A 25,386-nucleotide genomic window follows, 5' to 3' on the forward strand; every position below is an offset into this window, starting at 1 on the left:
AATCCCTTCGCTACTTCGTCCGCAAAATTCTATCTATGTTTTCCTGGGCCAGTGTCTTCAGCGGCACTGGTTTTTTGTCCGGCTCGCTCGAACTGTTCGCAACCGCGTCGGAACTGCCGGAAGCCACTGCCTGATACATCTCTAATGCTTTTTTCGGCTGCCCCTCTTTTTCATAGACAACACCCATATTCATCAGGGCAAAGGGGTTAGTCGAGTCAATAACCAGGGCTTCAGTAAAAAATTCTTTGGCGGCAGCCGTATCCCCACTTCGCAATTTTTCATAACCCATCCGGGTCAGAGACATAGCATGTTCAAGATTTTCCTCTTTATGCAGTTCCTGTTGCACCGCCGGTAGCACCTTGCCCATTTCGTCTTCCTTTTTCAGGCTAACGGCCGCCATTTCCGCGGGATTACGAACAATACGCGGGGTGATAAAGATAAACATATTCGTTTTTTTGCTGCTGGTAGTGTGTGTCCTGAAAAGCCAGCCAAGCCCGGGGATATCACCGAGAATCGGTACTTTATAATTACTGTCAGAGGCATCATGACCGATTATTCCACCTATCACGATGGTGCTTTTATCGTTTAAAATAACAGTTGTGGTAGCCGTACGTTTAAACGTGGTCGGAGTGGCGGTTGTATCCTTTGCCCGCACCACTTCCGTTTCAATTTCAAGACGTAAGACATTTGACTGATTTATATGGGGAGTGATAGAGAGCTTTGTAGCGACATCCTTATATTCATACTGGGTGTAATCCTGCAAACTGGCAGTCGTATTTTGACTGGTAATAAACGGCACGTTCTCCCCGACAGAAATCTCCGCCTTTTTATTGTCCATGGTCAGGATCTGTGGGGTAGAAATAACATTGACATCGGAATCTGATTTATAGGCTTTTATCACCGCACCAAGATTGGCAAAGGTCACATTACCTATCCTCACACCCTGTTTGAGTATCCCCAGAGTTAAGCCTGATCCAGCAGACAAGGCAGTATTACCATCACTGTCAACAAGATTTGTAAAACCATCGCTCCCACTGAATCCGGACAACAATTGACCTGTTCCACCAGAAAATGTTCCATCAGCTGTCCATTCAACACCGACCTCAAACGATTTATCCGCATCCACTTCCATAATCAGGGCTTCCAGATAGACCATCCTTCTCGGGATATCCAGCTGTTTTATCACATCCTCCAACACTACATATTCGTCTTTAGTAGCTCTGATTATCAGGGAATTCGTTTCCTCATCCGCCATCACCCTGACATCTTTGGAGATGGCAGCAGCTTTCCCCTGCACCGTCCCCGTTCCACCTTTGGCCATCGTTTCCGGCAGATCATTAAGAACTTTCGCCATATCCACGGCATTCGCATTCTGTAAATAATAGACCCGGATATTGCCTTCGGCTCGCTCTCCTTTTTTATCAAGGGTGGCGATCAGGCTTTTTACCCGGCTCATCTCGCTGCCACTGGCAAGGACAATCAGCGCATTCACCCGTTCATAAGGGACTACTTTTACTGCTTCCCCAAAAGATCGCGCCGCACCACCCTGCTGCGCACCGGAACTTTTCTGATAGACAGTGGTGAGTATCTTGGCAACAGCCTCCGCCGATGAATTTTCCAGACGAATAAAGGCAACTTCCTCCTCGCGGGATTCGACATCAAGTACCTTGATAATAGACAGCAATTTTTGAATATTGGACATTGTCTCGGTGATTATCAACATCCCCGACGGGGCATGGGAAATAAGGACCGAGGTCTGCGATACCAGTGGCGCCAGCACCTTTTTCATCTCATCGGGAGAGGCGTACTTCAAGCGAACCAGTTGGGTCACCACCTTATCCTGCGGATTTTTCGATTCTCCGGTATTGAGCATCTCCACATTCTGCGAGCGGGCCCGGGCAGATGGCAGTATTTTTATAACAGAGCCCGACTCGACAGTGGTAAAACCATGTACTTCAAGTACCGATTCGAAGACCTTGTACGCTTCTTCTTCAGAAATTTTGGTGGGAGACAGAATGGTCACATTTCCCTGCACGGCTTTATCGACCACAAAATTTTTGCCTGTCAATTCACTGATGTATTTGATAAACAATTGAATGTCGACATTGTCGAAATCAATGGTTATGAAGCGCTGACCACTCTGATCGGCCTCAGGGAGCGGCTGCGGCAACTCTTTTGCGTAGAGGCTGCCGTCCGGTACCAGGCCGAGACAAATCACCGCGCACATCACCGCGCCAATCACCGTGTCAATGAACGAACGTTTAACCATGCTCATGGATAATTCACCTTCATTTTCATAATTGTCATATCGCCGGCTCATTGCTTTCTTATTATTCGAGACGGACGAATTGCTCTGGGTCGATTAATTACTCTTCTTGGTGTTCCCCTTGGCGATACCTGTTGGCGGTATTGCTGCCCTGTTCCTGATCCGGGTGACATCACCGGAGGCAACCGCATGGATCCGGCTTGATTTTGCTGAACTGGTGCCACATAGGTCGATCGAACCTTGGCTGCCTCACTCATATCAAGCATTTCATCCTTGCCATTATAGGCAAGGATAACCTTTCCCCGGAGGATTTCTTTGATAATGGCCCCCTGAATAGCATCCCCCGCTTCATACAGTTGCTGTTTCTTCGTGGTTTTATCTAAAATGATGGCTCGATCGGTATCCTTCCCGCCATTGATGGTGCCCATTAGGACAATATTCAGGCTTGTCGTCTGAAGATCTTCCGTGCTCTCCGTGGCTGCGGTTGCAGCGGTCTCACCCTCTCCCGGAGGCGGTCCAAAAAGGTTTCTTTGCAGAATAACGGTATAGTCGTGCTGCGGGTTTTCTCCTGCCGTGCCGACCTGCTCCGCTTGCACCGATACAGTTTCGGGTATCGCTGCTTCTTTGCCAGGCGCACTCAAGCCAAAATGTTCCAGAGCCTGATATCCACCCTCAACAAGGCCAACACAGAGCAGGGTAATGAGAAGAAAGGGTAATATATCGGTGATGCGAGCGGCCATAGGATCACGTACTGAATCTGAATAACGGTCTTTGCACGGTGCCGCCCAATTTAAATGGCAGTACCGTCATCTTGTATCTCTGCAATAAACTCTGAACAGCCTGTTGCTCTTGCGGATTGCTCCTTAGAAAGCCTTCATCGGGCTCCATATGGCCACTAAGAGAAATATTGCTGTTCAAAAAAGGAGAAGCGAGACGCAGCTCCCCGGTAAAATCAGCAAGAATCTCCCTGCCGAGAAATTCTCCTTCATTGAGCCTGACAACACCTTTTTCATGGGTCACACGCATTGCCAGTTTATCGAATTCAAGAATCGAGAGGTTCAGTATCGGCTGCAAAAGCGAGATATTCCCCGCAGCAACCTCAACGATCCCTTTGCCATTACCATCGCCGGGGGCGCTGGTCGGCGCTTTGTAGTCGCCGGAAAATTTGACGATACCCGATATTTTCCGTTCACTGAGACCTATACTCTTGGCCAGATCCCCGACCTGAAGTCCTTCTACAAGGATATTGGCCAACGCAAATGAATGAGCCCGGCGGTCGAAATCGAGGTCAGCCGCAAACAGGCCTGAGTATATTTTTCCATTGAGGGAGAAGGTACGCCAGAATCGCCGCGAGTTGGCAGAAATCACCAGTTGATCGACAACCATGGCGGTTTCCTGTCCGTCTATAACCCTATTGAGAGCGATATTTTTATAGACCGCCGAAAACGGAAAACGGTAGCCAATCTGGTCAATAGTGCAGGTTGACTCCGGCAAAATATTCTTGATGCGCCGTTCACAAAACTGCTTGAACTGTTCTGCGGGAAACCGAACATACAGCAGCACGGCGGTGAGTAAAACCGCATACACTATATAAATAAAAGACCGGAAGGAGAAGATGGAGTGAATCATCCCTAACCCTTTTTCTCAAAAGTTACGACCTGCAGGATGGCATCGAAAAAACCCTGCGCGTCGCCGCTTTCCTGAATGGAAAATCTTTTTATGAAAACAACCTCTTGTTCGGATTCTATTAAACGGAGAAAACCGACAAGATCGTTCAGGGAAATCTGCTGCAGCTTCATCTCGACCATTGCTTCATTCAGTTCATCACCGTCAATTGTCGAGGGTTTCATATATTTTATCTGCTTTTTGACCTTCGCCCGGTTTGCCTGTTGATCAAGAAAGGTAAACAGAGTAAAGCCGGCACCGCGCTGATTAATTCTGGCCTGAATGGTACCTTCCTTGCTTTTTAAGGTCCGATACTCCTGCTGCAAATTTTTAATTTCAACCAATTCCTGCTTCTTTCTGGCTATCGATTGCAGCAGATTATTCCGCGCGTCGATAACCGGCACAACAACCAGCTGTACCGCCAGAAAGCACAAGACAAAACCAATTCCTCCGAAAAGAACCCACTTTTCTCGACTGTTCAGCTTGTCAATTCCTGATTTGGTCCGGATATCCTGCAGGAGATTTCTGTTAAACCATGAAGCCATAATTATTTCCGGGCGAGTTCCAGTTTAAGTTCAAAATTCACCTCATCCCCTTTGATAGACTGATTGGCCGAGCTGATGGTAACATCCTTGAAATACGGTGACCTCTCGAGGTCTTTCTGAACATTATCCACTGTATTAAAATCCCCGGTAACAGCTTTCAGCCGAATCGTATCCATATCTGCGACCATCCGAACGACTTTTACCGGCTCCTGAGCCGGAATTCGGATCGAGAGCTCGGTAAGCAGTTCGATGATAGTGTAACCGGCACCATTCGCACCACCCGGGCTATACGTTGCCCTGATTTCATTGTTTTTCACCTGCAACTGCTGCACTGGGTTGACTACCCGGGTCACTTCCGGAAGGGTTTCGGTAAAGACCGCGGCTATCTGCCGGCGCAAACTCTCCTGCTCTGCGGTCAACTTTGAATATGTATATCCCACATAAATAAGGCCGCACACAATAAGCAGCGCTGCCGGCAGCGCGGTTTTCAGGATAAGACCACGGTATTCCAGTAAAGATTTCTTTTTTCTAAAATCGCCGGTGCGAAAGTTAAATCCTCCACTCTTTTTACCATTTTTGTAGACCTGTGCAAGTACTCTATCCATCAGCTCAGGTTTATAGCGGGTTTGAATATCCGGTTCAATCTTAACCAGAGGCTGACTGCTCTGCTGAAAATGGGCCATTTCAACGCCGCCCAACCTTGACGCCAAAACCGGCGAAGCAGTGGCGATCCGGGACTCTGATCCGGTCAGAAAGATCTTATAATTAGGATCCCCCGTGTCCAGCAATTGACAGGCAAGCACGGTCTGGCTGACATACTGGACGAAGGTATCATCGGCCACCGGCAGTCCGTCCGCTTCCGGCTGAACAGCCAGGGATCGTATAAGAGCCACCTGCTTGTTCACAACAATAAATAAACTTGCCCAGCGGGCACCACTATCGATCAGGACAAAGTTTTCCTCCGGCCCATCAGCAATCTGCAGCGCAGTCGCAAGACCACTGATGCCGATGCTGTCAGGGTTGAGTCCGGCTGCAGTCAAGACGCCGAGATGACTGGCCAGATAGTCCCGGTTTATCATCGCCGCGACAATATCCGTCCCGGACGATCCGCTTTTCGCCACAATGAAATCGATGAGCAGACTGTTGATATCAACCGGTGACTGGTCGGCCAGCTCAAAAGGTAACGCCTGACCTATCTTGCTGCGATCCGAAAAAGGCAGGGTTACATTTCTGAAAGAAAAGAGCTCGGCACCAAAGGTGACCAGACAGGGCCCGCCGGTAAACCCCGTCTGCTCTTTGATCTGGTCGAGCGCTTCAGCAAAAGACTGATCCACTGCGTCAGCGGCAGCACAACCGGTTACCAGAGTGATCCTGGAGCTTTTGTCTACCACTACGGCGGCTAAAGCATCTTTATGGATATCCAGGCACAACAAAAGATCAGCCATACATTACTCCATTTTTCGGCCAAACAGTTTTATTTCGTTTTCTTTCAAGCGCTCAGCCACTACCTCCACCCTGCGGGCCAGGGAATCGAGGGTACCGGTGGCGATTATCTGAAAATAACTGCTCGTCGTGGTCAACAATTTTGCTTCCAAAACAATGTCTCCCGGCCAGCCATCGACTTCTTTATACCAGTTCGGCTTTTCCAGGCTCTCCTTATGCTCCGGGCTCTTTCTGTACGTATCGAACTTTTCTAACAGCTCATCGCTGATAAGGCTATCAAAACTTTTAATGACAGCAAGCGGCGCAGTGTTAATATTGACTTGCCCATCATTACCGTACACTGTCACATAATCGGCAAGCCCTTTATATTCCCCTGATCCAAAGAGCAGCTCCGGCGTAATCCCCTTGATTAACAACAGCTCTTCAATATATTGTATCGGCCCGTTTCTTGCGCTATACGGCTGTGCAAGAGACTGATAATAGCTGTTCTCGGCGCCAAGATCAGATTCCTTGTCATCTGCATCGATCCAGTCAACTACGGCATCGAGTATGCTTCGCGCTTCGGTTTCATCTTCTATCGGAAAAGCCCCGGACAACAGCAGATTCAAAAACAGCTGGCGTATCTCACTCTCCGAGTTACTGCTGCCGGCAGCCCCTGTGGTCTCATCCTTTTTCTGGACCAGACTATTTATCTGCAGCAAACCGGTCAGATCGACAATCTGTACCTGCAGGGAGCCGGAGGGAAATAAATTTTCGACCGGTTCCTGGCCAAGAGTCGCCCAACTCTCCACCAGCGAATCACTGGTGTTTTCTGCACCATCGTTCTGCAAAAGGGTCAGCGCGATATTTACTCCAGAATCGGCAATTGCTCCCAGCTGCGTTTCCACCTTGAAATTATTGGCCACAACGAATTGTTGCCAGGTCGTTTTGTGGAACTGGATAGTCACCGCGACAAGCAGACTAACGGTCATAATAGTCACCAGCAGCGCCATGCCCTGCTCATCGTGCCCGACAGCCTTATTATTCTTTAAAGACTTCATCCCTGCTTTTTCCAGGGCTGTGGCAGGGCGACTGCGGTCTTGAAAACGGTGCTGTTTTCACTTTTGGCCGACTTTGCAAACCGGAGTTCTATAGCGACCACGGCAGGAAATTCCTGTTCCTCCGGCGGGGTTGGCGGGTTGGTCGGCACAACTTCATCGACCTGCCACTCTTCTGATTCGCGACCGTCCCGGTCTAGATAAGTAAAGCGCATTTCCAGCAGGCCTTGACATATGAGATGTTTTTGCCCGTCTTTTGCGTCGGCGAGATCTTCCAGTTTGACCCCGGGCAAAAGAATAATTTCGGTCCGGTAAAGATTGAGCAGCCCCGTATCCATGTCGAGCTCCGACTGGTACTGGATCAGGATATTTCCGGTAAAGGCGTCGGCTTTCCGCAAAACAAGATGCGCTGAACTGACAAAGGAGAGATTGTCACCGACAAAATCAGCGTACGCATGTTGTTCTCCGAGAAATATGCTTCCGGGAACGGTAACAATAGAGCGCAGATCTTCATTCAGCCTTTCGACAACAACCCGGGCTTTATCAGCGACCTCCATCTGATATTCCGAGCCATGGACAATATTGAATGTCGCCCGGTAAGCACCATATACGGAAGATATTACGATGCCGAAAATAGCAATGGCTATGAGCAGTTCAATAAGAGTAAAGCCACTCTCGGGTGTTTTCGGCAAAAGATTCTGCACTTTATCCCTGCCAACGACCATAATAGGTAAGGGTGTAGCTGAACTTCGTCCCGGTCCACAACACCGTCAGTTCAACCTTTTTCAGCGGGTTTTCCATTTTGGCCAGGTTGGCCAGTGCATCGATGCCATCAAAAGTTGCATTTTCGGTCTCTAATTTCCAGGTATATCCCTGAAACTCCTCACCAAAATCTCCTTCATCGTTGCCCGGAGCAACACTGGCCCCCTCCAGTTCAGCCAGTTTCCCGGACGCCAGCATCGGCGCGACAATATCAAAGTTCGCTTCTGTCGCATGGGAAAGACTTTTTGATTGCGAACCGAACAGAGCAACCAGGGCAATAGCAATAATAGACACGGCAATCATTACCTCAAGCAGGGTAAAAGCCTGATTATTGCTTAAATTAGGGAAAGAACAACGATTCCTCGGTATAACCATAGATAATCCACGATGGCGTTGTAACTCTCAGAGAGACCTTAGATTTACTCCCGCCACAGAGCTTTGCGGGATTTTAAAGCGCAAGATGTTTCATTACAGACCACTAATCCCGCCTAAAAGATTCGCGGGACTTTTTTCAGTACTCCCTTGAGGGGTGCTCTTTTCAGTACTCGCTTGTCGGGTGCTCTTTTCAGTACTCGCTTGACGGGTATAAGTTCCTTAACGAAATACTGTTCTTGCAAAGAGCGCAAGATGTTAATTGCAAGCCACTAATCCCGCCTAAAAGCGTTGCGGGACTCTTTTCAGTACTCGCTTGACGGGTATAAGTTCCTTAACGAAATACTGTTCTTGCAAAGAGCGCAAGAACAGTATTTCTAAGTCACTAAGGAACAAGGTCATCGGCCACCAGAGCGGTATCTAAAAACGGATAAAAATGTACATTCAGATGATTTCCCTGATCGTCCTCGATGCGGATAATCGTATCGATCAGATAACCCTGTTTGCTGATCCACACGGAGTTATTATCCTCTGCCGCACCTTCTTCACCTGCCAGCCAAACACCCGATATTTTTACCGATTCTGGAAGCAACAGCTGGCCGGATGGCAGATTTCCAAGGTCTTTTGTCTCTTTTTCAGCGACATCCTTTTCATACCAGATACGATTTTCAAGTCGACTGAAATGTAGGAGATACGGCTGCTGCGTCCGAGCTGCCAGCTCCCGCACTCCGGCGACCATGCCAATTATTTTTCTGGTCGTCGCCTTCAGAGGATCAGTGAAAAAAGTGTTGCGCAGCGACGGGATGCTCACTGAGAGCATGATACCTATCAAAAAGACGACAACTACCATCTCTATCAAGGTAAACCCCTGTTCCTTTTCTCTCCTGCCCCAAGCCGTCCTCTGCAATGGCCGTGACATAATGCGCTGCTATTCGATTTCCCAATTATTTATATCTTTACCGTCCCCTTCGCCTCCAGCTTCGCCATCCTTGCCATAGGAACTGAGATCAAAATCGCCATTGAGCCCGGGACTGAGATAGATGAAATTGTTTCCCCAAGGATCAACAGGAACTTTGCTTTTGTCAAGATAGCCACCCTCTCGCCATTTGGCCGGCAACTGCCCGAGGGTTGGAGCTTCTACCAGAGCCTGAAGCCCCTGCTCCGTTGACGGGTACACACCGTTATCGAGTTTATACATTTTCAACGCGGTTTCTATTCCCTGGATTTGCAGGGCAGCTTTGGTCCGTTTTGCCTCCTCGGGATGCCCCATGATCTTCGGGCCGATATATCCAGCAAGAATTCCGATTATGACGAGCACAACCAGAAGTTCGATAAGAGTAAACCCTGCTTCGCAGGCCTTCTGCCGCCATTTCACATCTTGTTTATGTTCAATCTTCATTCGAGAATATCCTGTATTATGCCATTATTTTTCCAGCGTTTTCGCCGAACCGACTGCCAAAATATACACAAACTCCGCCAAAAGATCCATCACTGAATCGACAAGCAGACAAGCGGTCCCCTTCAGTATGTTAAATTAATAAAAAGATCAAAAATCTTTCTAATTACCCCTCAAGTTCAGCTACCGAACCAGGGTGTGGGCTGTTCGTTTCCCGGGACGCCGTAAACCCATCCCTGGGGGCTTCGCTGCAGCCATCCCTGGCTGCAGAGACCCGTAAAACAAACAGCCCACACCCTTCCATTTCGACAAGCTGAGCTTGAGGGGTAATCAGAGAAATCTTTACGACCCCATCAATGTATCATCTGGTTCATTTCAAAAATCGGCAGCAGAATAGAGAGCACAATAAAGCCGACAGCCATGCCCATAATGGCGATCATCAGCGGTTCAATCAGCGATGTCATACCCATGATCGCCGTCTCGACCTCTCTTTCGTAGGCTTTGGCAACCTTGTCCAGCATAACTTCGAGATTGCCGCTCTGTTCTCCCACGGCAATCATCTGGACAAACATCGGCGGAAACCATTCCGAATCCGACAGCGCATCGGTCATACTCTGCCCTTTTTGTATTTGTTCCATCGCCTTATCGATAACCCTCGCAACGTGCACATTATTGACCAGAGTGCGGACAATCTGCATCGAGGTCATCAACCCGACCCCACTTTCCAGCAAACTGCCCAGGGTGGAAGAAAATCTGGCCAGAATAACCTTCTGCATGACAGGTCCGATGATAAACACCTTCAATTTGAACAGATCCCAGAATGCACGACCGGACGGTCGCACGATAAGGGCACGAAGAGCAAAGAAGACCAGGGCCAGAAAAATGAAAAATGCCCACCAGTACATCTTCAGAAAATCACTCATCCCAATGAGAAACAGAGTCGGTAAAGGCAACACCTGGTCCATCTCGTTGAAGACCTGGGTAATATTAGGGACGATATAGGTAATAAGGATAAACAGGATCGCCGAACCTATAACAGCCATGAAAATAGGATAGACAAGCGCCGCCCGCAATCTCCCCTTCAATACCTCCTGTTTTTCAGCAAAATCGGCAAGCCGTTCCAAAACTATGTCGAGTGCGCCGGAGGCCTCACCAGCCCGCACCATGTTGATAAAAATAGAGGAAAACAATTTGGGATGCTCGCTAAAGGCAGTAGTCAGCGTATTTCCCTCGTTGATCGAACCCTTGATCTGGGCAATAACTTTCTTCAGTATCGAGTTACGGGTTTGCGCAACCAGCGAGTCAAGACACTGCACCAGCGGTATCCCGGCTCCGAGCAAAGTCGCCAGCTGCCGGGTCATGATGCTGATTTCCTCCGACTTTACCCGCTCGAACAAGCCGATACCATGTCCTCCGGCCTTCCCTCTTTTACTTCTGCTCACCGCAATGGAAACAGGATATCTCCCCTGTGAGCGAAGTTTCGTCCGGGCCAGAGCTTCACTGTCCGCATCGACAATGCCTTTAATATTTTTCCCCTTTGCATCAAGCGCGTGGTATTCGAAGACTGGCATAGAGATTTATTATTGAAAGTTATGACAACGGATAGAACCCCGTCGAAAAGCGTTGCGGGATTTTTTTCAATACTCGCTTGACGGGTACTCTTTTCAGTACTCGCTTGACGGGTGTTTTTTTCAATACCCGTGCTGCGCGGGGACTCGGTTCAATACCCCCTTGAGGGGTGTAAGTTCCTTCACGAAATACTGTTCTTGCAAAAAGCGCAAGCTGTTTCATTACAAGCCACTAATCCCGCCCAAAAGCATTGCGGACTCTTTTCAGTACCCCCTTGAGGGGTATAAGTTCCTTCACGAAATACTGTTCTTGCAAAAAGCGCAAATTGTTTCATTACAAGCCACTAATCCCGCCTAAAAGCATTGCGGACTCTTTTCAGTACCCCCTTGAGGGGTATAAGTTCCTTCACGAAATACTGTTCTTGCAAAAAAGCGCAAGCTGTTTCATTACAAGCCACTAATCCCGCCTAAAAGATTCGCGGGATAAGTTCCTTCACGAAATACTGTTCTTGCAAAAAGCGCAAGAACAGTATTTCTAAGTCACTAAACAAGTATTTGTATACGTTAGAGTTATTCGCGAGAAAAGCAACAGCAATCAAAGAAAAATGGTAATTAATTATAATCCACCGTATAGTATCAGGTCAATTGTGAAAAGAGAATTCTGGAATACGCCGCCCCGGCGAATCCCGAATTTATATGTCTGTTGCAGATTTTAATGATTGATGCGAACCCATGTATACACGCTATTTCGGCCTGACTGAGAAGCCTTTTGCCATAGCGCCCAATCCGCGATATCTCTTTATGAGCGAGTTACATCGGGAGGCCATGGCCCATTTGCTTTACGGAATCAGCAGTGAGGGCTGTATCATACTGCTGACGGGTGATGTGGGGACGGGAAAAACTACGGTATGTCGATGCCTGGTCGACCAGTTGCCGGCAACGACCGACATTGCCATGATCTTAAATCCCAAGCTGACCATCATGGATCTCTTCAAAACCATCTGTGAAGAATTGAAGATTCCCGTGCTGGATGCTTCCCCTACGGTAAAGACCTATGTCGATCTGTTGAACACCTATCTGCTTGACGCCCACGCCAGGGGGAGAAATACCGCCCTCATTATCGATGAAGCGCAAAACCTCGACGTTGAAATCCTGGAGCAACTCCGTCTTCTTACCAATCTGGAAACAAACACCAACAAGCTGCTCCAGATAGTCCTGATCGGTCAGCCCGAACTGCAGCATATTCTCGCTGACCCCAAATTATCACAGATAAACCAGCGCGTCACCACCAGATACCACCTGGGACCGCTCCAGCCCGCCGATATCGAAACCTATATTCAGCACCGCATTGCCATAGCCGGCGGCAACAGCCGAAACGCTCTTTTCTCCAAAAGGGCCATCAGGTATTTGGCAATAATTTCCAGAGGGATCCCACGGGTGATAAACCTCCTCTGCGACCATTCCCTCCTCGGCGCATATGCCGACAATCAGGACCATGTCAGTCTCGATATCATGCGCAAGGCAGCTCGCGAGCTCGCTACTATAACCAGCCCCAGACACAGCTCAAGAAAAGCAATGGTCGTGACGCTGGTCCTCATATTACTCGCAGTCGGGATACCGGCGGGTCTCTATTTTGTTGACCACCGGGACAACATGGCCTTACTCAAACACAACGTGCTGCTGTTGAAAGATACCGTTTTGCCCAAGACCGTGCCGGCTTCCCCAGATGAAACATCGGACCAGATCCAGGGACAACCAGCGACAAACAGACCCAACAGTCCAGCCGACAAGGATTGATCTTATGTCGTATATACTCGATGCACTAAAAAAATCGGACAAGGAACGGCAGCAGGGAACCTCCCCGCACCTGTATTCTATTCATAGCTCTGCACCGGTCGGCAGAAAACTCGCCCCGTTGCACCTGCACCTTGGCCTCTGGCTGTTTATAGGCGGGATCCTGCTGTTTATTGTCAGCCTTGGAATACTTTTTTTCCTGAACCGGCAAAGTGCTCCTCCCTCTGTGGCCGCGCTTGATGCAAACCGCACTGCAACCCTGGAACAACCTGCCGGACAGGCGGCCAATCAGGGTGCAAAACAGGCACCTGACCAGCTTGCCGGGAAAAATCCCCAAACGGTTCCCCAGGTGATTATCAAGGAAAAGAATATCGTCCTGCGATCTGTCGCCGTCAAAGATCAAGCCCTGCCGAGCTCAAGGAGAACGGTATCGGAGACAGCGCCCGGCTCTGTTCCATTGTTTCAGGACCTTTCCGCCGATATTCGGGCAGAAGTACCTGAGCTGAAATTTGCCGGACACACCTACTCGGATGATCCGGCCCAGCGAATGATCATCGTCAATGGCCAGATAGTAAGAGAAGGCGACACCATTGCACCTTCCACCCATCTATCGGAAATCACCTGGGAAGGAGTCATCATCGACTTCAATGGTACTCGCTTTCTGATAAGGACCAATTGACAGAATCAGCGCAGTCACCTGCCAACAATAGAAATCCGGATATGAGAAGCTCCCCCTATCAGCAGTTAGTCCTGCACATCAAAGCATTGCGCCGGGTTGCGGTGGCCTTTTCGGGCGGTGTGGACAGCTCTCTGTTAGTGTATGCAGCACATGAAGCTTTAGGCAACAATGTGACGGCAATCACCGTGCACACGCCGTATATTCCGGATTGGGAGATTGACGAGGCGCGATTTTTTACTGCTCAATACCATATTGCCCATGAAGTAATCGAACTGGCAATCCCGGCCGTCATTACCCACAACCCGCCGGACAGGTGTTACCTTTGTAAAAAAGAGCTTTTTACAGCCATACAGCGCCGGGCTGCAGAGCTTGGCGCCACCACTGTCATCGAGGGCTCAAACAAGGATGACCTGTACGATTACCGGCCTGGAATGCGGGCACTCAAAGAACTCGGTATCGCCAGTCCGATGCTCGCAGAAGGCATGGGTAAAGCAACCATCAGGGCGATCTCACGGCAGGTGGGCCTCACAACCTGGGATAAACCGGCTTATGCATGTCTGCTGTCGCGCATCCCCTACCATACCGAAATTACTGCAGCGGAACTGGATCGGATTGCCAAGGCGGAGATGGTCCTGCGCGATTTAAGTATCGCCGGTGCCAGGGTGCGCAGCCACGGCGATATCGCCCGTATTGAAGTGCCTGCGACCCTCTTTCCCGCCCTGCTGCAGACTGAGCTGCGAACAACATTAATTGAAAAGATAAAAAGTTGCGGCTATGTCTACATTACTCTCGATCTGGAAGGGTATAAGACGGGAAGCCTGAATAAACTACTGCCGGGGAACCATGAATAAAACTGCCATCCAACGCATTTTAGAGGCGATCGAAAAAGGAGAAATGAAAGCGGAGGATGCTCTGAGGAGCCTGCAGGATCTGCCGTTCACCGACATCGGTCATACTAAAATTGACAACCACCGATCGCTGCGCAACGGGTATCCCGAAGTGATTTATGGGGAATATAAAAGCCTCCAGCAGGTGGTGGATATCTTCCAGGCCATGCTGAACAAACAAAGCAATATTCTCGCAACTCGGATCAGCGCCGAGATGGCCGCCGGGATCACGGCGATTTGCCCCACGGCAAGACATAACCCCATTGCCCGAACCCTCTTCTATGAGCATGAACCGCTGCCGGAAACCGAATCGACTATAGTCATTGTCACCGCCGGCACAGCTGATCTGCCGGTGGCCGAGGAAGCAAAAGTGACCGCCCTGGCCCTGGGCAATAAGGTCAGCCTTATTTCTGATGTGGGGGTGGCCGGAATTCACCGGCTGTTTGCCTGTATCGACACCATTCGCCAGGCACGGGTGGTGATTGTGATCGCCGGCATGGAGGGAGCCCTGGCTTCAGTCATTGCCGGACTGGTCGAGATTCCGGTGATTGCCGTTCCCACCAGTGTCGGCTATGGGGCCAGCTTTGGTGGCCTGTCGGCGCTGCTGGCCATGCTCACCTCATGCGCCAACGGAGTGACCGTTGTCAATATCGACAATGGCTTTGGGGCTGCCTTTGCCGCCAGTCAGATTAATCATTTGTAACATAATCCAATAGAGGCAATTTCAGTAAAACATCTGCAGGAGGAAGGCTTATGAAAAAATACGTCTGTGCGCTTTGTGGTTATATCTACGATCCTGCCAAGGGTGATCCCGATGCAGGTATTGCTCCGGGAACGCCGTTTGAAGAACTTCCCGATGACTGGACCTGTCCGGTATGCGGCACAACAAAGGAAAACTTTTCAATAAAGAATTGAATGCAGCCGATACGCTCAATTGTTTTTTACCAATGCAGAGGGATGCTGTAAATCTTCCGCAGCAAAAAATTTTTCCGCCAGATGCAGCTTTCTGAGCAGTGACCGTTTCTTCGTCTGGTGATCCTGCATGCGGTGAAGAATATCGGAGAGGGCTTGAGTCGCTTCCACGATATGCTCGCCCTTGTTCAGCATGATACATTCGGCCCGCTCGCCCATGGCAGCATCGGTTACCTCCGCGCGGGTGGGAATCCCCTGTTTGGCCATCCCCTCCAGCACCTGCGTGGCCCAGATAACCGGCACATGGGCCGCTTCGCAAATCCATAAGATCTCTTCCTGTACTTCGGCCAACCGACCGAAACCACATTCGATCGCCAGGTCACCGCGGGCGATCATAACCCCGCAAAGGGGGGTTTCCATTGCCTTCAGGATCATCGCCGGAAGATTATCGAAGCCTCTTGGGGTTTCGATCTTCAGAATAATACCGGGCATGTTTTGCCCCATTTCTCTCAGGTGCACGATGAGGTCGTCCACGTCTTTTGGGCAATTGGCAAATGACAGGCCGACCATGTCGGCGTGTTGCACTACAAATTTCAAGCTCTCCAGATCTTCATCGGAAATGGCGGGCAGACGCAGGTGACTGTCCGGCAGGTTGATACCTTTTTCACCCCGCAGCGCTTTCCCGCCAGTGCGGGTGTGGGTGATCCGCACCTGCAGCTGTTCCGGCTCTTTTCCCACAATAATGCCGCAGATACTGCCATCGTCAAAACAAATAGATTCACCCACCTGAACATCATCGAGGACTTGAGGGAGAGAGCAGCCGATGGCGGCAGGATGGAAGTTTCCTGCTTCATCAACACAGGCATCATATCCGGGTGCGCCACTTTTTCGTAAAAGCAGCACATCATTTTTTTGCAGAGTGATCGCGCCAGGCTTCCTGGGAAGCTCACCTACCAGCAGGGGAGTGTTTTTGTTCTTTTTCCCGCCTGCACTGCGAAGCTGCAATTTCATCCCCGGGGCAAAATAGATTGTTTTCACGGCGGTTGCCATACACCCCTCGGAACTGACATGAACTATTGTCAATGCCCGCTTTGAGCCCCTGGCGTCTCTGCCGGTGATACGATCACTCTCCTGGCAATCTTCGAGCCACCTCACCGGTGCGGGCAGGCACAGGTCGGCTCCCGGAACCGTGCCAGGTGACGACCGTTCCGGATAAAACCAGATGTGACTTGGCCGCAGCACCGCACCGAGAGCGGAGCGTTTAGGCCGCACTTTCAGTACAGGAGAACCACCCGGGAGAGGGCCTGTGCGGAGTTTCGGACCGCATAAATCCATGAGGATACGGCATTCGCCGGCGATTTCCTTTTGTGCCCGACGAATATTAGCCACCATGCGCAACCAGATCTGAGGGTCGTCATGGGCGCAGTTGATGCGGGCACAGTTCATGCCGCTCTGCATGAGTTTTCTCACCAGGTCGTAATTGTCGGCAGCCTCGCTGGGCATTGTGACCATTATCCTGACCCGGCGGCCCGGTGTCGGTTCCCCCAAAAGCGCAACCACATTATCTTCCAGCAATTGACGGCCTTCTTGAAAACAAAAATGTGGCTTTTCCCTGGGCTTCCACTCTTTGCCAGCCATATTATGCAGATGCGTCAATACAGTATCAATAGTGGCGTGCACTTTCCGTTCCGCGCGCCCCATGGACGACAGCCCCAGATCGGAAAGCATTACCTGGAGTTCCCTCACATCATGGAGACGAAAAGCAAGATATTGCAGGAGATTAACGGCACTTTTCTGATAGTTGGGATGTATTGTGTCGAGGTCTTTGTAGAATGCTTCTTTTGCTAAAATATCTTTTCGAATAGCGAGCAGCCGGCTGATAATTAAATTAAGGCCAGGCGATGGACAGGGAAGAAGTTCCTGTATATAACTCTCTCGTCTTGTCATTGCTTTCTCACTCCTCCTACATACATCGATATGTTTGCAAGAGGAGTCCCCCTTGTCTTTACCCGGATACCTTCTATAGTTTTTCTGTCAAACGAGGCTTGACCAATAGACCAACCAGAGTTCCTGTGGCCGCTTTTATCAGCCGTCGACGGATCATCACTCTGATTTTACCAGGGAATCGTTAGATTATTATTAAAAATCCGACTATAGAAATAATTGTTCGAAACATTTTTCCAATCACAGCAGGTCATGTACTATGGAACGAATCCACCCCTCTCTACAGACAGGACAGCGAATCATGTGCAAAATCAATTGGCCGCAACAGAGCCGGCATAAAATTTTATCCAATATAATCGCCATTATATTTCTGCTCACGTGGGTACCTGCCATGGCCGACGAACTGGCTGTAGGCCGTTTTTCTACCGAGGGGCTCACCGGGTGGGACACAAAAAGCTTCCACGGCTGGACAAAATATACCCTGACCCGGGAGAAAAAGTACGTGGTCGTGCAGGCGGTCAGCCAGGCGGCGGCATCAGGCCTTGTCAAAAAAATAAATTTTGACCCAAAAAAATATCGTTTTCTGCACTGGTCATGGAAAATTGACCATACGATATCGACGGGCGATGAGACGACTAAAGCCGGCGACGACTATGCCGCCCGCATTTATGTCGTTTTTAGCGGCAGGTTCTTCTGGCAGACCAAGGCGATTAACTATATCTGGGCCAACAAGCTCAACCAGGGGGATTCTATCGCCAACGCCTATACTTCCAGCGCCATGATGGTGGCTGTGCAATCAGGACCGAAAAACGCCGGGGAATGGCTTTCCGAGCAAAGAGATATCCTGGCTGACTACGAGATGCTGTTTGGCTCCAGGCCGGGCGAGGCAAGTGCAATCGCCATCATGACCGATACCGACGACACCGGTGAAAAGGCCACGGCCTGGTACGGCGACATCACCCTGACAACCGAATAGATGTAGCGATGAGGCGGGAAAAGGCCGCCATCAGTCAGCTTGTTAGCCGAAGAACCTATCGCCCTGCCGCGGGGTTACACCTCTCCCTGCAGCAGGGCAACCGGCCAGGATTGCAGCAGGCGACCGACTTGCACGGATCGCGCAGCTTTCTCCGGTTGATCGACATGTGCGGGAGTATCGGCAAAAATATTGTGCAGCTGTATCCCGGTGCAGTTCTCCGGCAGTCTGAGCTGCGTATCACCCCAGACTGAATCGCCCAGCGGGAGCGACCTTCTGCCCTCCAGCAGAGTTGCATACAGCCTTGGGGCTACGGCGATCAGGAACTGCCCGCCTTTCACCCTGGCAAAAGCGCAGACATGCTGACTTCTGTCCCCCGACACCTGGAGCGGCAGATAGGAGCCGCTGGTGAACACATCGTGCAGGGCCTTTCTCAATTGCAAGGTTTTCATGATGATATACATCTTTGCCCGGCCATCGGCCAGATTGGCAAGCATGCTGTGATGCAGATTTTTCAGCCGATTTTCTGCGGCGCCAATGTCATCGAGCAGGGTAAACAACAGTGCCTGTCGCCGGGCAAAATCGACCGGTCGCCGGTTATCGGGGTCCACCAGACAGAAACGCCAGATCTCATTGCCCTGGTAGATATCGGGAATACCGGGACACACCAGTTTCAAAAAGACCTGGGAGAGACTGTTCAGCATGCCGAACCAGCTGACTTCGTCCCAAAACATTTGAAAATCCTGCAAAAAAGTCCTGTTTTGCGGCTGGAGGATTCCTGCGACAAAATGCTTCAGCGCTTTTTCATAGTCAGGACTCGGATTGGTCCAGCTGGTAAGTACCTTTGATTCCCGACTGGATTTCAGAAGATTCTCCTGCATGCGCGCAATAAAGCTGCCGCGGCTCTGGTCGTCCAGGGATTCGGCGGGCCATGCCCCGAGCAGGTTTTGATAGAAGGAATATTCATCGTTTCTGGAGGGGGCCGGGGTCTCGTCAATCCTCGTTTTGTGCACCCGGTTCTGCATGCTCCACAACCTGATCCGCCGCTGCCATGTATCGGCCATTTCGGTGAGCACATTGATTCGGGCCCGCACATCCTCACTGCGTTTAGAGTCATGGGTTGAGGTGTTCAACATGGCGTGCGGCCAATGCTGGAGACGGCTTTGATTGGTCTGGTGGAAGGCGGCGACCGAGATCCCGAAACATTTTGGATTGCCGCCGACCTCGTTGAGGGAAAGCAGGCGATTGTACCTGTAGAAGAAGGTATCCTCTACTCCCTTCGCCATGACCGGCCCGGTATACTGCTGAAATTTCCTGACAAAATCACGGCACTTCTTCCTCTGGCTGTCTTTTTCCTCTGTTGCAAGCAGTAACACCGATTTAATAAAACCGAAGACATTGGCATCGGCCAGATTATGCCTGGCTTCCGCCTGTGCCAGGGACCATTCAATAAACCGGGCATCCTGCGGCGCAATTGCGTCCCGGCAGGTATAGGTTCTGTACACGGGGAAAAAACAGATCACTTCAATCAGGCCATCACGCAGATTATTGAAGGTGAAATCCCGGGTGCGGCGGTTCGCTCTGGCCAGCTGGTATAACAGGCTGGTCAGGACATTTAATTCTCCCGCCATGGAAAAGCGGATAATCAATTTTTTACAGGCATACATCAGCTGGTCATAGTCGGCTCTGTTGCCAACAAACCGATTATACCCCGAGGTGAAGGTCTTCTCGGCTGCGCTCTTGACAAAAAGGCCATTGAGATGATGTGAAAAATCATACCCGGTGGTGCCGCTGACAGGCCAGTTGTGCGGCAGAGATTCAAAATCCGCGAGTATTTTTTCAATCACGATATACAGAGGCTTATCGCTCCGCCCCTCGCCATCGTGCGCCCCGTGGTTCGGCTCCGTATATTCTTCTCCAGCAGCAAAGTCCTGGAGACGGCAAAAATAGGCAAGAGGATCATAAAGCCCGTCCGGGTGATCTATCCGCAGACCGTCGAGCCTGCCGGTGGCAACCAGATCGAGAATCAGGCTGTGGGTCTGGTTGAAGACCTCGGTTTGTTCCATGCGCAGGCCGGCCAGATCGTTGATATCAAAAAAACGGCGGTAGTTGATTTCATCGACGGCGACCCGCCAGAAAGCCAGGCGATATGGCTGCGCCTCCAGCAGCAGGTGGAGCAGATCAAAACTTTCCGGCCTGCCCGGCATCCCGTTGAACAGCATCACATTTTCCTCTACAAACTGTTTTATTTCTGCATGCTTTTCGCAGAGCCGGGCAAGCGTTCTCTTGCTCACTTCTTTATTGCGATGACGAACCTGCATCATTGCCGCTGCGGTTTCGCCATGCCCGGACAAGTTGCCGAATGCCTGAATGAGGTGCTGGAATTCCTGGTAACTATGGTGCTCTTCGCCCAGCCGCTTGCCGAGACGCTCGATGCCATAGCTCAGCAGTGGCGGACACGTCCAGGGGCTGATGGGAAATCGATGGTCGTAGTATTTTATGAAAAATGTCCCTGAGATATGGTCAAAAAAGAGAGTCAGCTGGCCATTTTCCAGGACTTTGCCATAGTAATCGCCAAGAACAGGCAGAAGCAGGCGTCCGGCCAGATCCGCCTGCTGAGGTCGCCAGTTGATATCAAAAAACCGGGCATATTTCGAGGCTTCACCGTTTTCCAGAACATCCATCCACCACTGGTTGTCAGAGCCGATGCCCATATGGTTGGGGACGATGTCCAGAACCAGGGCCATGCCGTGCTCCTCGACGACCGACAGAAACCTTTCAAACTCCTCCCGACTGCCGATTTCCGGATTTATTTTCCCATGATCGATGATATCATAGCCGTGGCTGCTGCCCGGCCGGGCCGTCAGGAATGGCGACAGATAACAATGTGAAATCCCAAGCTTACTCAGGTACGGGATGATTGCCGTGGCATGGTTAAAAGTAAAATCCTTATGCAGCTGCAGTCGATAAAAGGCGAGCGGCAACTGCTGGGCTGATCTTTTCTTCCGATCGGAGCTCCGCGCGGAAGGCCGGACATTGCCATAACCTCGTTCCCGGCAGAGTGCCTTGTACAGTGCAATCATCTCTTCTCTGCCCAGCATCTCCTCAATATCAACAGGGTAAGCCGTTTGCCAGAACTTCTGGCTGCGTATGGAAGGGGGTTCCGCCTGGAGTTCCAACCCGAGGAGATCGGCAACCGGCACCAGAAGAATTTTGGCCGGACTCCGGGCCAGAAAAATCTGTATCGCTGTCAACAGGGAAAGATCTAGTTGCTCCCGAATCCCTTCGTCAAGGTTATACCCTTCCGGCAGGAGCTGTTCGTGATCAAGCGTTATCAGCAACTGGACCCGATCGGCAGCCCTTTCAATAATGACCTTTTCCCTGGCCGCATCGTCTTCAAAGAGGCGCTCGGCCACCTGCAGACTAATGTCCCTGCCGTGCCAGAATCCATGCAGGGTGGCAAGAAACGGCGGCGAGGAACGTACCGCGCTCTCGGGTTGATACTCTGCAGCGCTTAACCACTGCTGCTGGTCGTTTCTCGCGTGGAGGAAGGCATCACTGACAAAAATATTTCTTTGCTGCAGCTGCCGCAGCTGCTCCTTGGGCAGGAATCGGCTGTTATCGGCAATAACCAGACAGCGATTCCTGCGGCTCTCCAGAGTGATGATTGCCAGTATCTCGGCAAAAGGATAAGAGACGAAGCTGTCTTTTTTTTCACCTTTACCGGCAAAATAAAAGCAGGACCGAAAATAGTTCGAAATCGAATTGATAATCAGCGCCCCGGCAGGACGCATGCTCTGCCGCAATCCTTCAATAAGGGGTCGATAGCGAATTTGCCTGAGACTTTGCGGCAGAAACACCGGCAGACCGACCGCAGGATTATGGCCGGGATCGTCGCCGGGGTGCTCCGCCACCATCGAACCGGCCAGCACCGCGTCCTTATAGCGCCAGGATTCAAAACCACCCCCGTGCACGCCAAACGGAAATTCTCCAAGAAGACCAACCTTCAGCCCCAGTTCCATGGAGCGACGCCCGATTGCCGCCAGTTGGATATTGGCCTGCCACTGGAGATACTGCTGAAATTCTATTTCATAGACCTCCTCCCGGGCGAACTGCCGGACCTGTTCCGAAGAAAAATCGGTAAACTCGATCGGCCAGTTCGACCAGCCGGCTTTGTGTCGATCTTCGACACCGAATTTTTTTTCAAGTGCGGCAAATACGGCAAAAGACAGAAGCGACTCCCCTCCTCTTTTCTGGAACAGGCGGAATTCCGTTCCTCTAGCAGTCTCCGGATGCAGATGATTGGTGTAAAAACAATCCCACAGTTTTCTCAGCTGCTCCTCTTTAATGGCCCAGACTTCCGCATAATCTCGTGGGGTACTGTCGCGCAGTCTGGTTAACCGCGCCTGGAGTTCTGATTGTTCAGCATCCTTATTGACGGCCTCGCATTCGCAATAATCGGCAATTGCCATGACATCGAGAAAAAGGGTATTCAAATGCGAACGGCAGGAAGGGCTGTAGGGATTGGGTCCCTCTCGGGGAGCATCAGGATCAACCGATGCCAGGTGATTCGTGACACAGCTCGAAAGGGGGCCGAGGTGCAGCGTTCCAGCCCCTCCCTCGGCGCTGCTGCCAAGTATTCTGGTTATATCGGAAAAATCGCCGATGCCCCAGTTGTCTCTCGAACGAATCGCATGCGGCTGAACACTCAGCCCCCAGACCCGGTTACTTTCCGCTAACCCTGGAGGGACATAGCCCTGACGCGGTGCGACAATCAACAGCTGGCTTGCCCGTTCCCCCTCCTCTGTCTGTTCTGCCTCATGAATCACCAGTTCATGGTACCCGCACTCCAGGGACACCCCAAGGGCAAGCGAGAGCCCTGGATGATCCCGATCCAGAGAGCCGGTGTCCGCCGCCATAACCAGCTCGCGCCGGGTGAAACTGCCCTGGTGCCGAATGCCGCGCTCCTCGGTCAGCGTCCAATGGTAGGTCCGGTCGTCACCGGACCGCAGCCGGACAGCAATCGTTGCCGGCATTGCGGCTTCTTCTATGACCTGAACAGGCTCAAGCATCCGCTGATCGAGCAGTTCTTCCAGCTGCTGCAGCAGAGCGTTTGCATCAGCGGCTCCGCTGATCGGCTGATGCGCAGCCTGCAGTAAAGAGACAAGATATTGCTCTGCCTCCGGTCCGGCTCTTGTCCCAACTGTTATCCCTAAAGCAGCAGCAATTGCCCGCAATGATTTTTCACTCATTTTTCTCCCCCGCTCCGGTCAATGAGCCAGACGATACTTTTGGGTAAAAGAGTACCAGATGACACGGCATCGCTGCCCCGCCTACAATATTGATACAGAACCTGCCCATGTTCATATTTTCCGGGGGCGGCCGCAGAGGATGCCGGCGCAATTCTGACCGCCTGATCCTGCAGGTTCAAAAGCACCACAAGGGTTTCATCATCGGTCAATGTCCACCAGGCCTGCAGTGCTTTCTCACCGAAAACCTGCATCCCGGCCTCATTTCTCTGTCTTTTTTTCAAACAGGGGATAATTGCCTGCCGACGAATATGTAACAGCTGCCGATACAACGGCAGGGTCGCATTGTCGCACGGCTTGTCAACGCTCTGCCAGTTCAGCTTTGCGCGCAAAAAAGTTGTCATGGCGGTGGGATCGGGGATACGCTCCAGATTCTCCGGCGAATTGAAGCGGGCAAACCGGGCAAACTCCTTCAGTCTTCCCGAGACGACATTTTTCGCCAGCTCAGGAGAAAAGTCACAAAAAAAGCAGAAGGGACTCCCGGCGCCAAACTCCTCCCCCATGAAGAGAAGCGGCGGCGATGGGGCGAGCAGAAAAAGGGCGGTGAGCACAGCAAGGTCAGATTGATCAGCCAGGACCGTCAGCCTCTCCCCCAGGGCGCGGTTGCCGATCTGATCATGATTCTGCAAAAACGAGACAAAGGCCAGCGGCGGCAGATGCGCACTCGGCTGCCCGCGCCTGGCATTGTCGCGAAATGGGGAGATTTCCCCCTGATAGGCAAAACCTTCGGTCAGACATCGCCCGAGATGGTGAATCGGTCGGTCAGCGTAATCCTGGTAATAGCCGTCAGTTTCCCCGGTAGCAAGAACATGACAGGCATGGTGAAAGTCATCGTTCCACTGCGCGCTGAAATAACGCGGCTGTCCATCCGGTTTCCGGGTCAGGTAGCCGGCACAATTGTCGTCGTTTTCCAGGATGAGGTGAATATGCCGCCGGCTGCCCGGCCCGGCATGAACCTTTTCGGCAATTTCTTCGAGAATATCGGGACGGCAATGATCGAAGATAGAGTGTACCGCATCGAACCGAAGACCGTCCATGTGGAATTCTTCAAGCCAATACAAGACATTGGCAATATAAAACTGCCGGACGGTTTTGCTCTGCTCGCCGCAATAATTAATGGCCATGCCCCAGGGGGTCTTGAAACGCTCGGTAAAAAAAGCATCGCGGGCATAGACATAGAGATAGTTCCCTTCCGGCCCGAAATGGTTGTATACCACATCGAGAAAGACCATAAGGCCCCGCTGGTGCGCCGCATCGACCAGCTCCTTCAGCTCTTCCGGCCTGCCGTAAACGCTGCAGGGGGCAAAGAGCAAAGCACCGTCGTAGCCCCAGTTAAAGTTGCCCGGAAACTGGGCGAGCGGCATGCACTCTATAGCCGTCACCCCAAGCTGCACAAGATAATCGAGTCGTTCGGTGACCTGTTTAAACGTTCCAGCCGCAGAAAAACAGCCCACATGCAGCTCGTAAATAACCGCTTCCTCCCACGGCCGTCCCCGCCATCCCACATCGTGCCAGAGATAGGCATCGGGGTCGCAGACGACGCTCGGGCCGTGAATATCGTCCGCCTGATAGCGGCTGGCTGGATCGGGAACCAGCAGCTCACCATTAATCATGAACTGATACCAATCGCCGGGACTTGCCGTCAGGTGATGTACGCCAAACCAGCCCTCCGGCTCCCTGGCCATCGGCACGAGATGTTTTTCCGTCGATCCACCCTGGAGGCACAGGTCAACCTGTCTGGCCTGCGGCGCCCACAGACGAAAACGCACCCCTCCGGCGGATTCGATGCTGGTGCCAAAATTCATTCTAAAATCGACCACCTTTCCTCCCGAAT

At 51.2% G+C, this 25,386-nt stretch carries 20 protein-coding genes; 6 read left to right on the top strand and 14 right to left on the bottom strand.

The annotated features are described in order from the left end of the window. Nucleotides 1–10: 10 nt before the first annotated feature. The 11 genes from gspD to gspF form a co-directional block, all read right to left on the bottom strand. Nucleotides 11–2,275: a type II secretion system secretin GspD gene (gene gspD, locus FCL47_RS02020; RefSeq protein WP_167496325.1), complete on the bottom strand. Its 2,265-nt coding sequence runs from the start codon at nucleotides 2,273–2,275 to the stop codon at nucleotides 11–13. A 41-nt stretch (nucleotides 2,276–2,316) separates the two neighbouring features. Beyond that, nucleotides 2,317–3,006 carry a type II secretion system protein N gene (locus FCL47_RS02025; protein WP_136811785.1) on the bottom strand — a complete coding sequence of 230 codons (690 nt, stop codon included), beginning with the start codon at nucleotides 3,004–3,006 and terminating at the stop codon, nucleotides 2,317–2,319. Between the two features lie 4 nt (nucleotides 3,007–3,010). Continuing rightward, on the bottom strand, nucleotides 3,011–3,895 hold the full coding sequence (gene gspN / locus FCL47_RS02030; RefSeq protein ID WP_136811786.1) for a type II secretion system protein GspN: 885 nt from the start codon (nucleotides 3,893–3,895) through the stop codon (nucleotides 3,011–3,013). A gap of 2 nt (nucleotides 3,896–3,897) precedes the next feature. Further along, complete coding sequence (gene gspM / locus FCL47_RS02035) at nucleotides 3,898–4,476, bottom strand: type II secretion system protein GspM (RefSeq protein ID WP_136811787.1); 579 nt, start codon at nucleotides 4,474–4,476, stop codon at nucleotides 3,898–3,900. A 2-nt stretch (nucleotides 4,477–4,478) separates the two neighbouring features. Next, on the bottom strand, nucleotides 4,479–5,921 hold the full coding sequence (gspL, locus tag FCL47_RS02040; RefSeq protein ID WP_136811788.1) for a type II secretion system protein GspL: 1,443 nt from the start codon (nucleotides 5,919–5,921) through the stop codon (nucleotides 4,479–4,481). A 3-nt stretch (nucleotides 5,922–5,924) separates the two neighbouring features. Beyond that, the gene (gene gspK / locus FCL47_RS02045; protein WP_136811789.1) at nucleotides 5,925–6,959 is read right to left on the bottom strand and encodes a type II secretion system minor pseudopilin GspK; all 1,035 of its coding nucleotides are present in this window, start codon (nucleotides 6,957–6,959) and stop codon (nucleotides 5,925–5,927) included. Next, entirely contained in the window at nucleotides 6,956–7,648 is a 693-nt protein-coding gene (locus FCL47_RS02050) for a type II secretion system protein J (protein ID WP_167496326.1), read from the bottom strand. The genes gspK and FCL47_RS02050 overlap by 4 nt, the downstream gene beginning before the upstream one ends. Nucleotides 7,649–7,661: 13 nt before the next feature. Continuing rightward, on the bottom strand, nucleotides 7,662–8,093 hold the full coding sequence (locus tag FCL47_RS02055) for a prepilin-type N-terminal cleavage/methylation domain-containing protein (RefSeq protein WP_136811791.1): 432 nt from the start codon (nucleotides 8,091–8,093) through the stop codon (nucleotides 7,662–7,664). 382 nt (nucleotides 8,094–8,475) lie between these two features. After that, nucleotides 8,476–9,009 carry a Tfp pilus assembly protein FimT/FimU gene (locus FCL47_RS02060; RefSeq protein WP_136811792.1) on the bottom strand — a complete coding sequence of 178 codons (534 nt, stop codon included), beginning with the start codon at nucleotides 9,007–9,009 and terminating at the stop codon, nucleotides 8,476–8,478. Nucleotides 9,010–9,018: 9 nt separating this feature from the next. Continuing rightward, nucleotides 9,019–9,489, bottom strand: coding sequence for a type II secretion system major pseudopilin GspG (gene gspG / locus FCL47_RS02065; RefSeq protein WP_136811793.1), 471 nt, complete (start codon nucleotides 9,487–9,489; stop codon nucleotides 9,019–9,021). A gap of 350 nt (nucleotides 9,490–9,839) precedes the next feature. Next, the gene (gspF, locus tag FCL47_RS02070; protein ID WP_136811794.1) at nucleotides 9,840–11,057 is read right to left on the bottom strand and encodes a type II secretion system inner membrane protein GspF; all 1,218 of its coding nucleotides are present in this window, start codon (nucleotides 11,055–11,057) and stop codon (nucleotides 9,840–9,842) included. Between the two features lie 729 nt (nucleotides 11,058–11,786). Between gspF and FCL47_RS02075 the strand changes: the two genes are divergently transcribed. From FCL47_RS02075 to rd, 5 genes are read left to right on the top strand one after another with little or no spacing between them, the layout of a single operon-like run. Next, on the top strand, nucleotides 11,787–12,851 hold the full coding sequence (locus FCL47_RS02075; RefSeq protein ID WP_136811795.1) for an ExeA family protein: 1,065 nt from the start codon (nucleotides 11,787–11,789) through the stop codon (nucleotides 12,849–12,851). A 4-nt stretch (nucleotides 12,852–12,855) separates the two neighbouring features. Then, nucleotides 12,856–13,527, top strand: a complete 672-nt coding sequence (locus tag FCL47_RS02080) for a general secretion pathway protein GspB (protein WP_167496327.1) — start codon at nucleotides 12,856–12,858, stop codon at nucleotides 13,525–13,527. A gap of 41 nt (nucleotides 13,528–13,568) precedes the next feature. Beyond that, nucleotides 13,569–14,378, top strand: a complete 810-nt coding sequence (gene larE / locus FCL47_RS02085; protein WP_136811797.1) for an ATP-dependent sacrificial sulfur transferase LarE — start codon at nucleotides 13,569–13,571, stop codon at nucleotides 14,376–14,378. Further along, entirely contained in the window at nucleotides 14,371–15,117 is a 747-nt protein-coding gene (gene larB, locus FCL47_RS02090) for a nickel pincer cofactor biosynthesis protein LarB (RefSeq protein ID WP_136811798.1), read from the top strand. The genes larE and larB overlap by 8 nt, the downstream gene beginning before the upstream one ends. Nucleotides 15,118–15,167: 50 nt before the next feature. Beyond that, nucleotides 15,168–15,329 carry a rubredoxin gene (gene rd, locus FCL47_RS02095; RefSeq protein ID WP_136811799.1) on the top strand — a complete coding sequence of 54 codons (162 nt, stop codon included), beginning with the start codon at nucleotides 15,168–15,170 and terminating at the stop codon, nucleotides 15,327–15,329. A gap of 15 nt (nucleotides 15,330–15,344) precedes the next feature. Here the strand turns inward: rd and FCL47_RS02100 are convergent, their stop codons facing one another. Beyond that, nucleotides 15,345–17,273: a pyruvate kinase gene (locus FCL47_RS02100; RefSeq protein ID WP_136811800.1), complete on the bottom strand. Its 1,929-nt coding sequence runs from the start codon at nucleotides 17,271–17,273 to the stop codon at nucleotides 15,345–15,347. A 298-nt stretch (nucleotides 17,274–17,571) separates the two neighbouring features. Between FCL47_RS02100 and FCL47_RS02105 the strand changes: the two genes are divergently transcribed. After that, the gene (locus FCL47_RS02105; RefSeq protein WP_205747173.1) at nucleotides 17,572–18,246 is read left to right on the top strand and encodes a DUF3047 domain-containing protein; all 675 of its coding nucleotides are present in this window, start codon (nucleotides 17,572–17,574) and stop codon (nucleotides 18,244–18,246) included. Between the two features lie 74 nt (nucleotides 18,247–18,320). Here FCL47_RS02105 and treY read toward each other — a convergent pair whose 3' ends face one another. Beyond that, entirely contained in the window at nucleotides 18,321–23,495 is a 5,175-nt protein-coding gene (gene treY, locus FCL47_RS02110; RefSeq protein ID WP_136811802.1) for a malto-oligosyltrehalose synthase, read from the bottom strand. Continuing rightward, complete coding sequence (treZ, locus tag FCL47_RS02115) at nucleotides 23,492–25,372, bottom strand: malto-oligosyltrehalose trehalohydrolase (protein WP_205747174.1); 1,881 nt, start codon at nucleotides 25,370–25,372, stop codon at nucleotides 23,492–23,494. Before treZ ends, treY begins: the two co-directional genes overlap by 4 nt. Nucleotides 25,373–25,386 lie beyond the last annotated feature (14 nt).

The organism is Desulfopila sp. IMCC35006 (assembly GCF_005116645.1).
GTDB lineage: Bacteria > Desulfobacterota > Desulfobulbia > Desulfobulbales > Desulfocapsaceae > Desulforhopalus_A.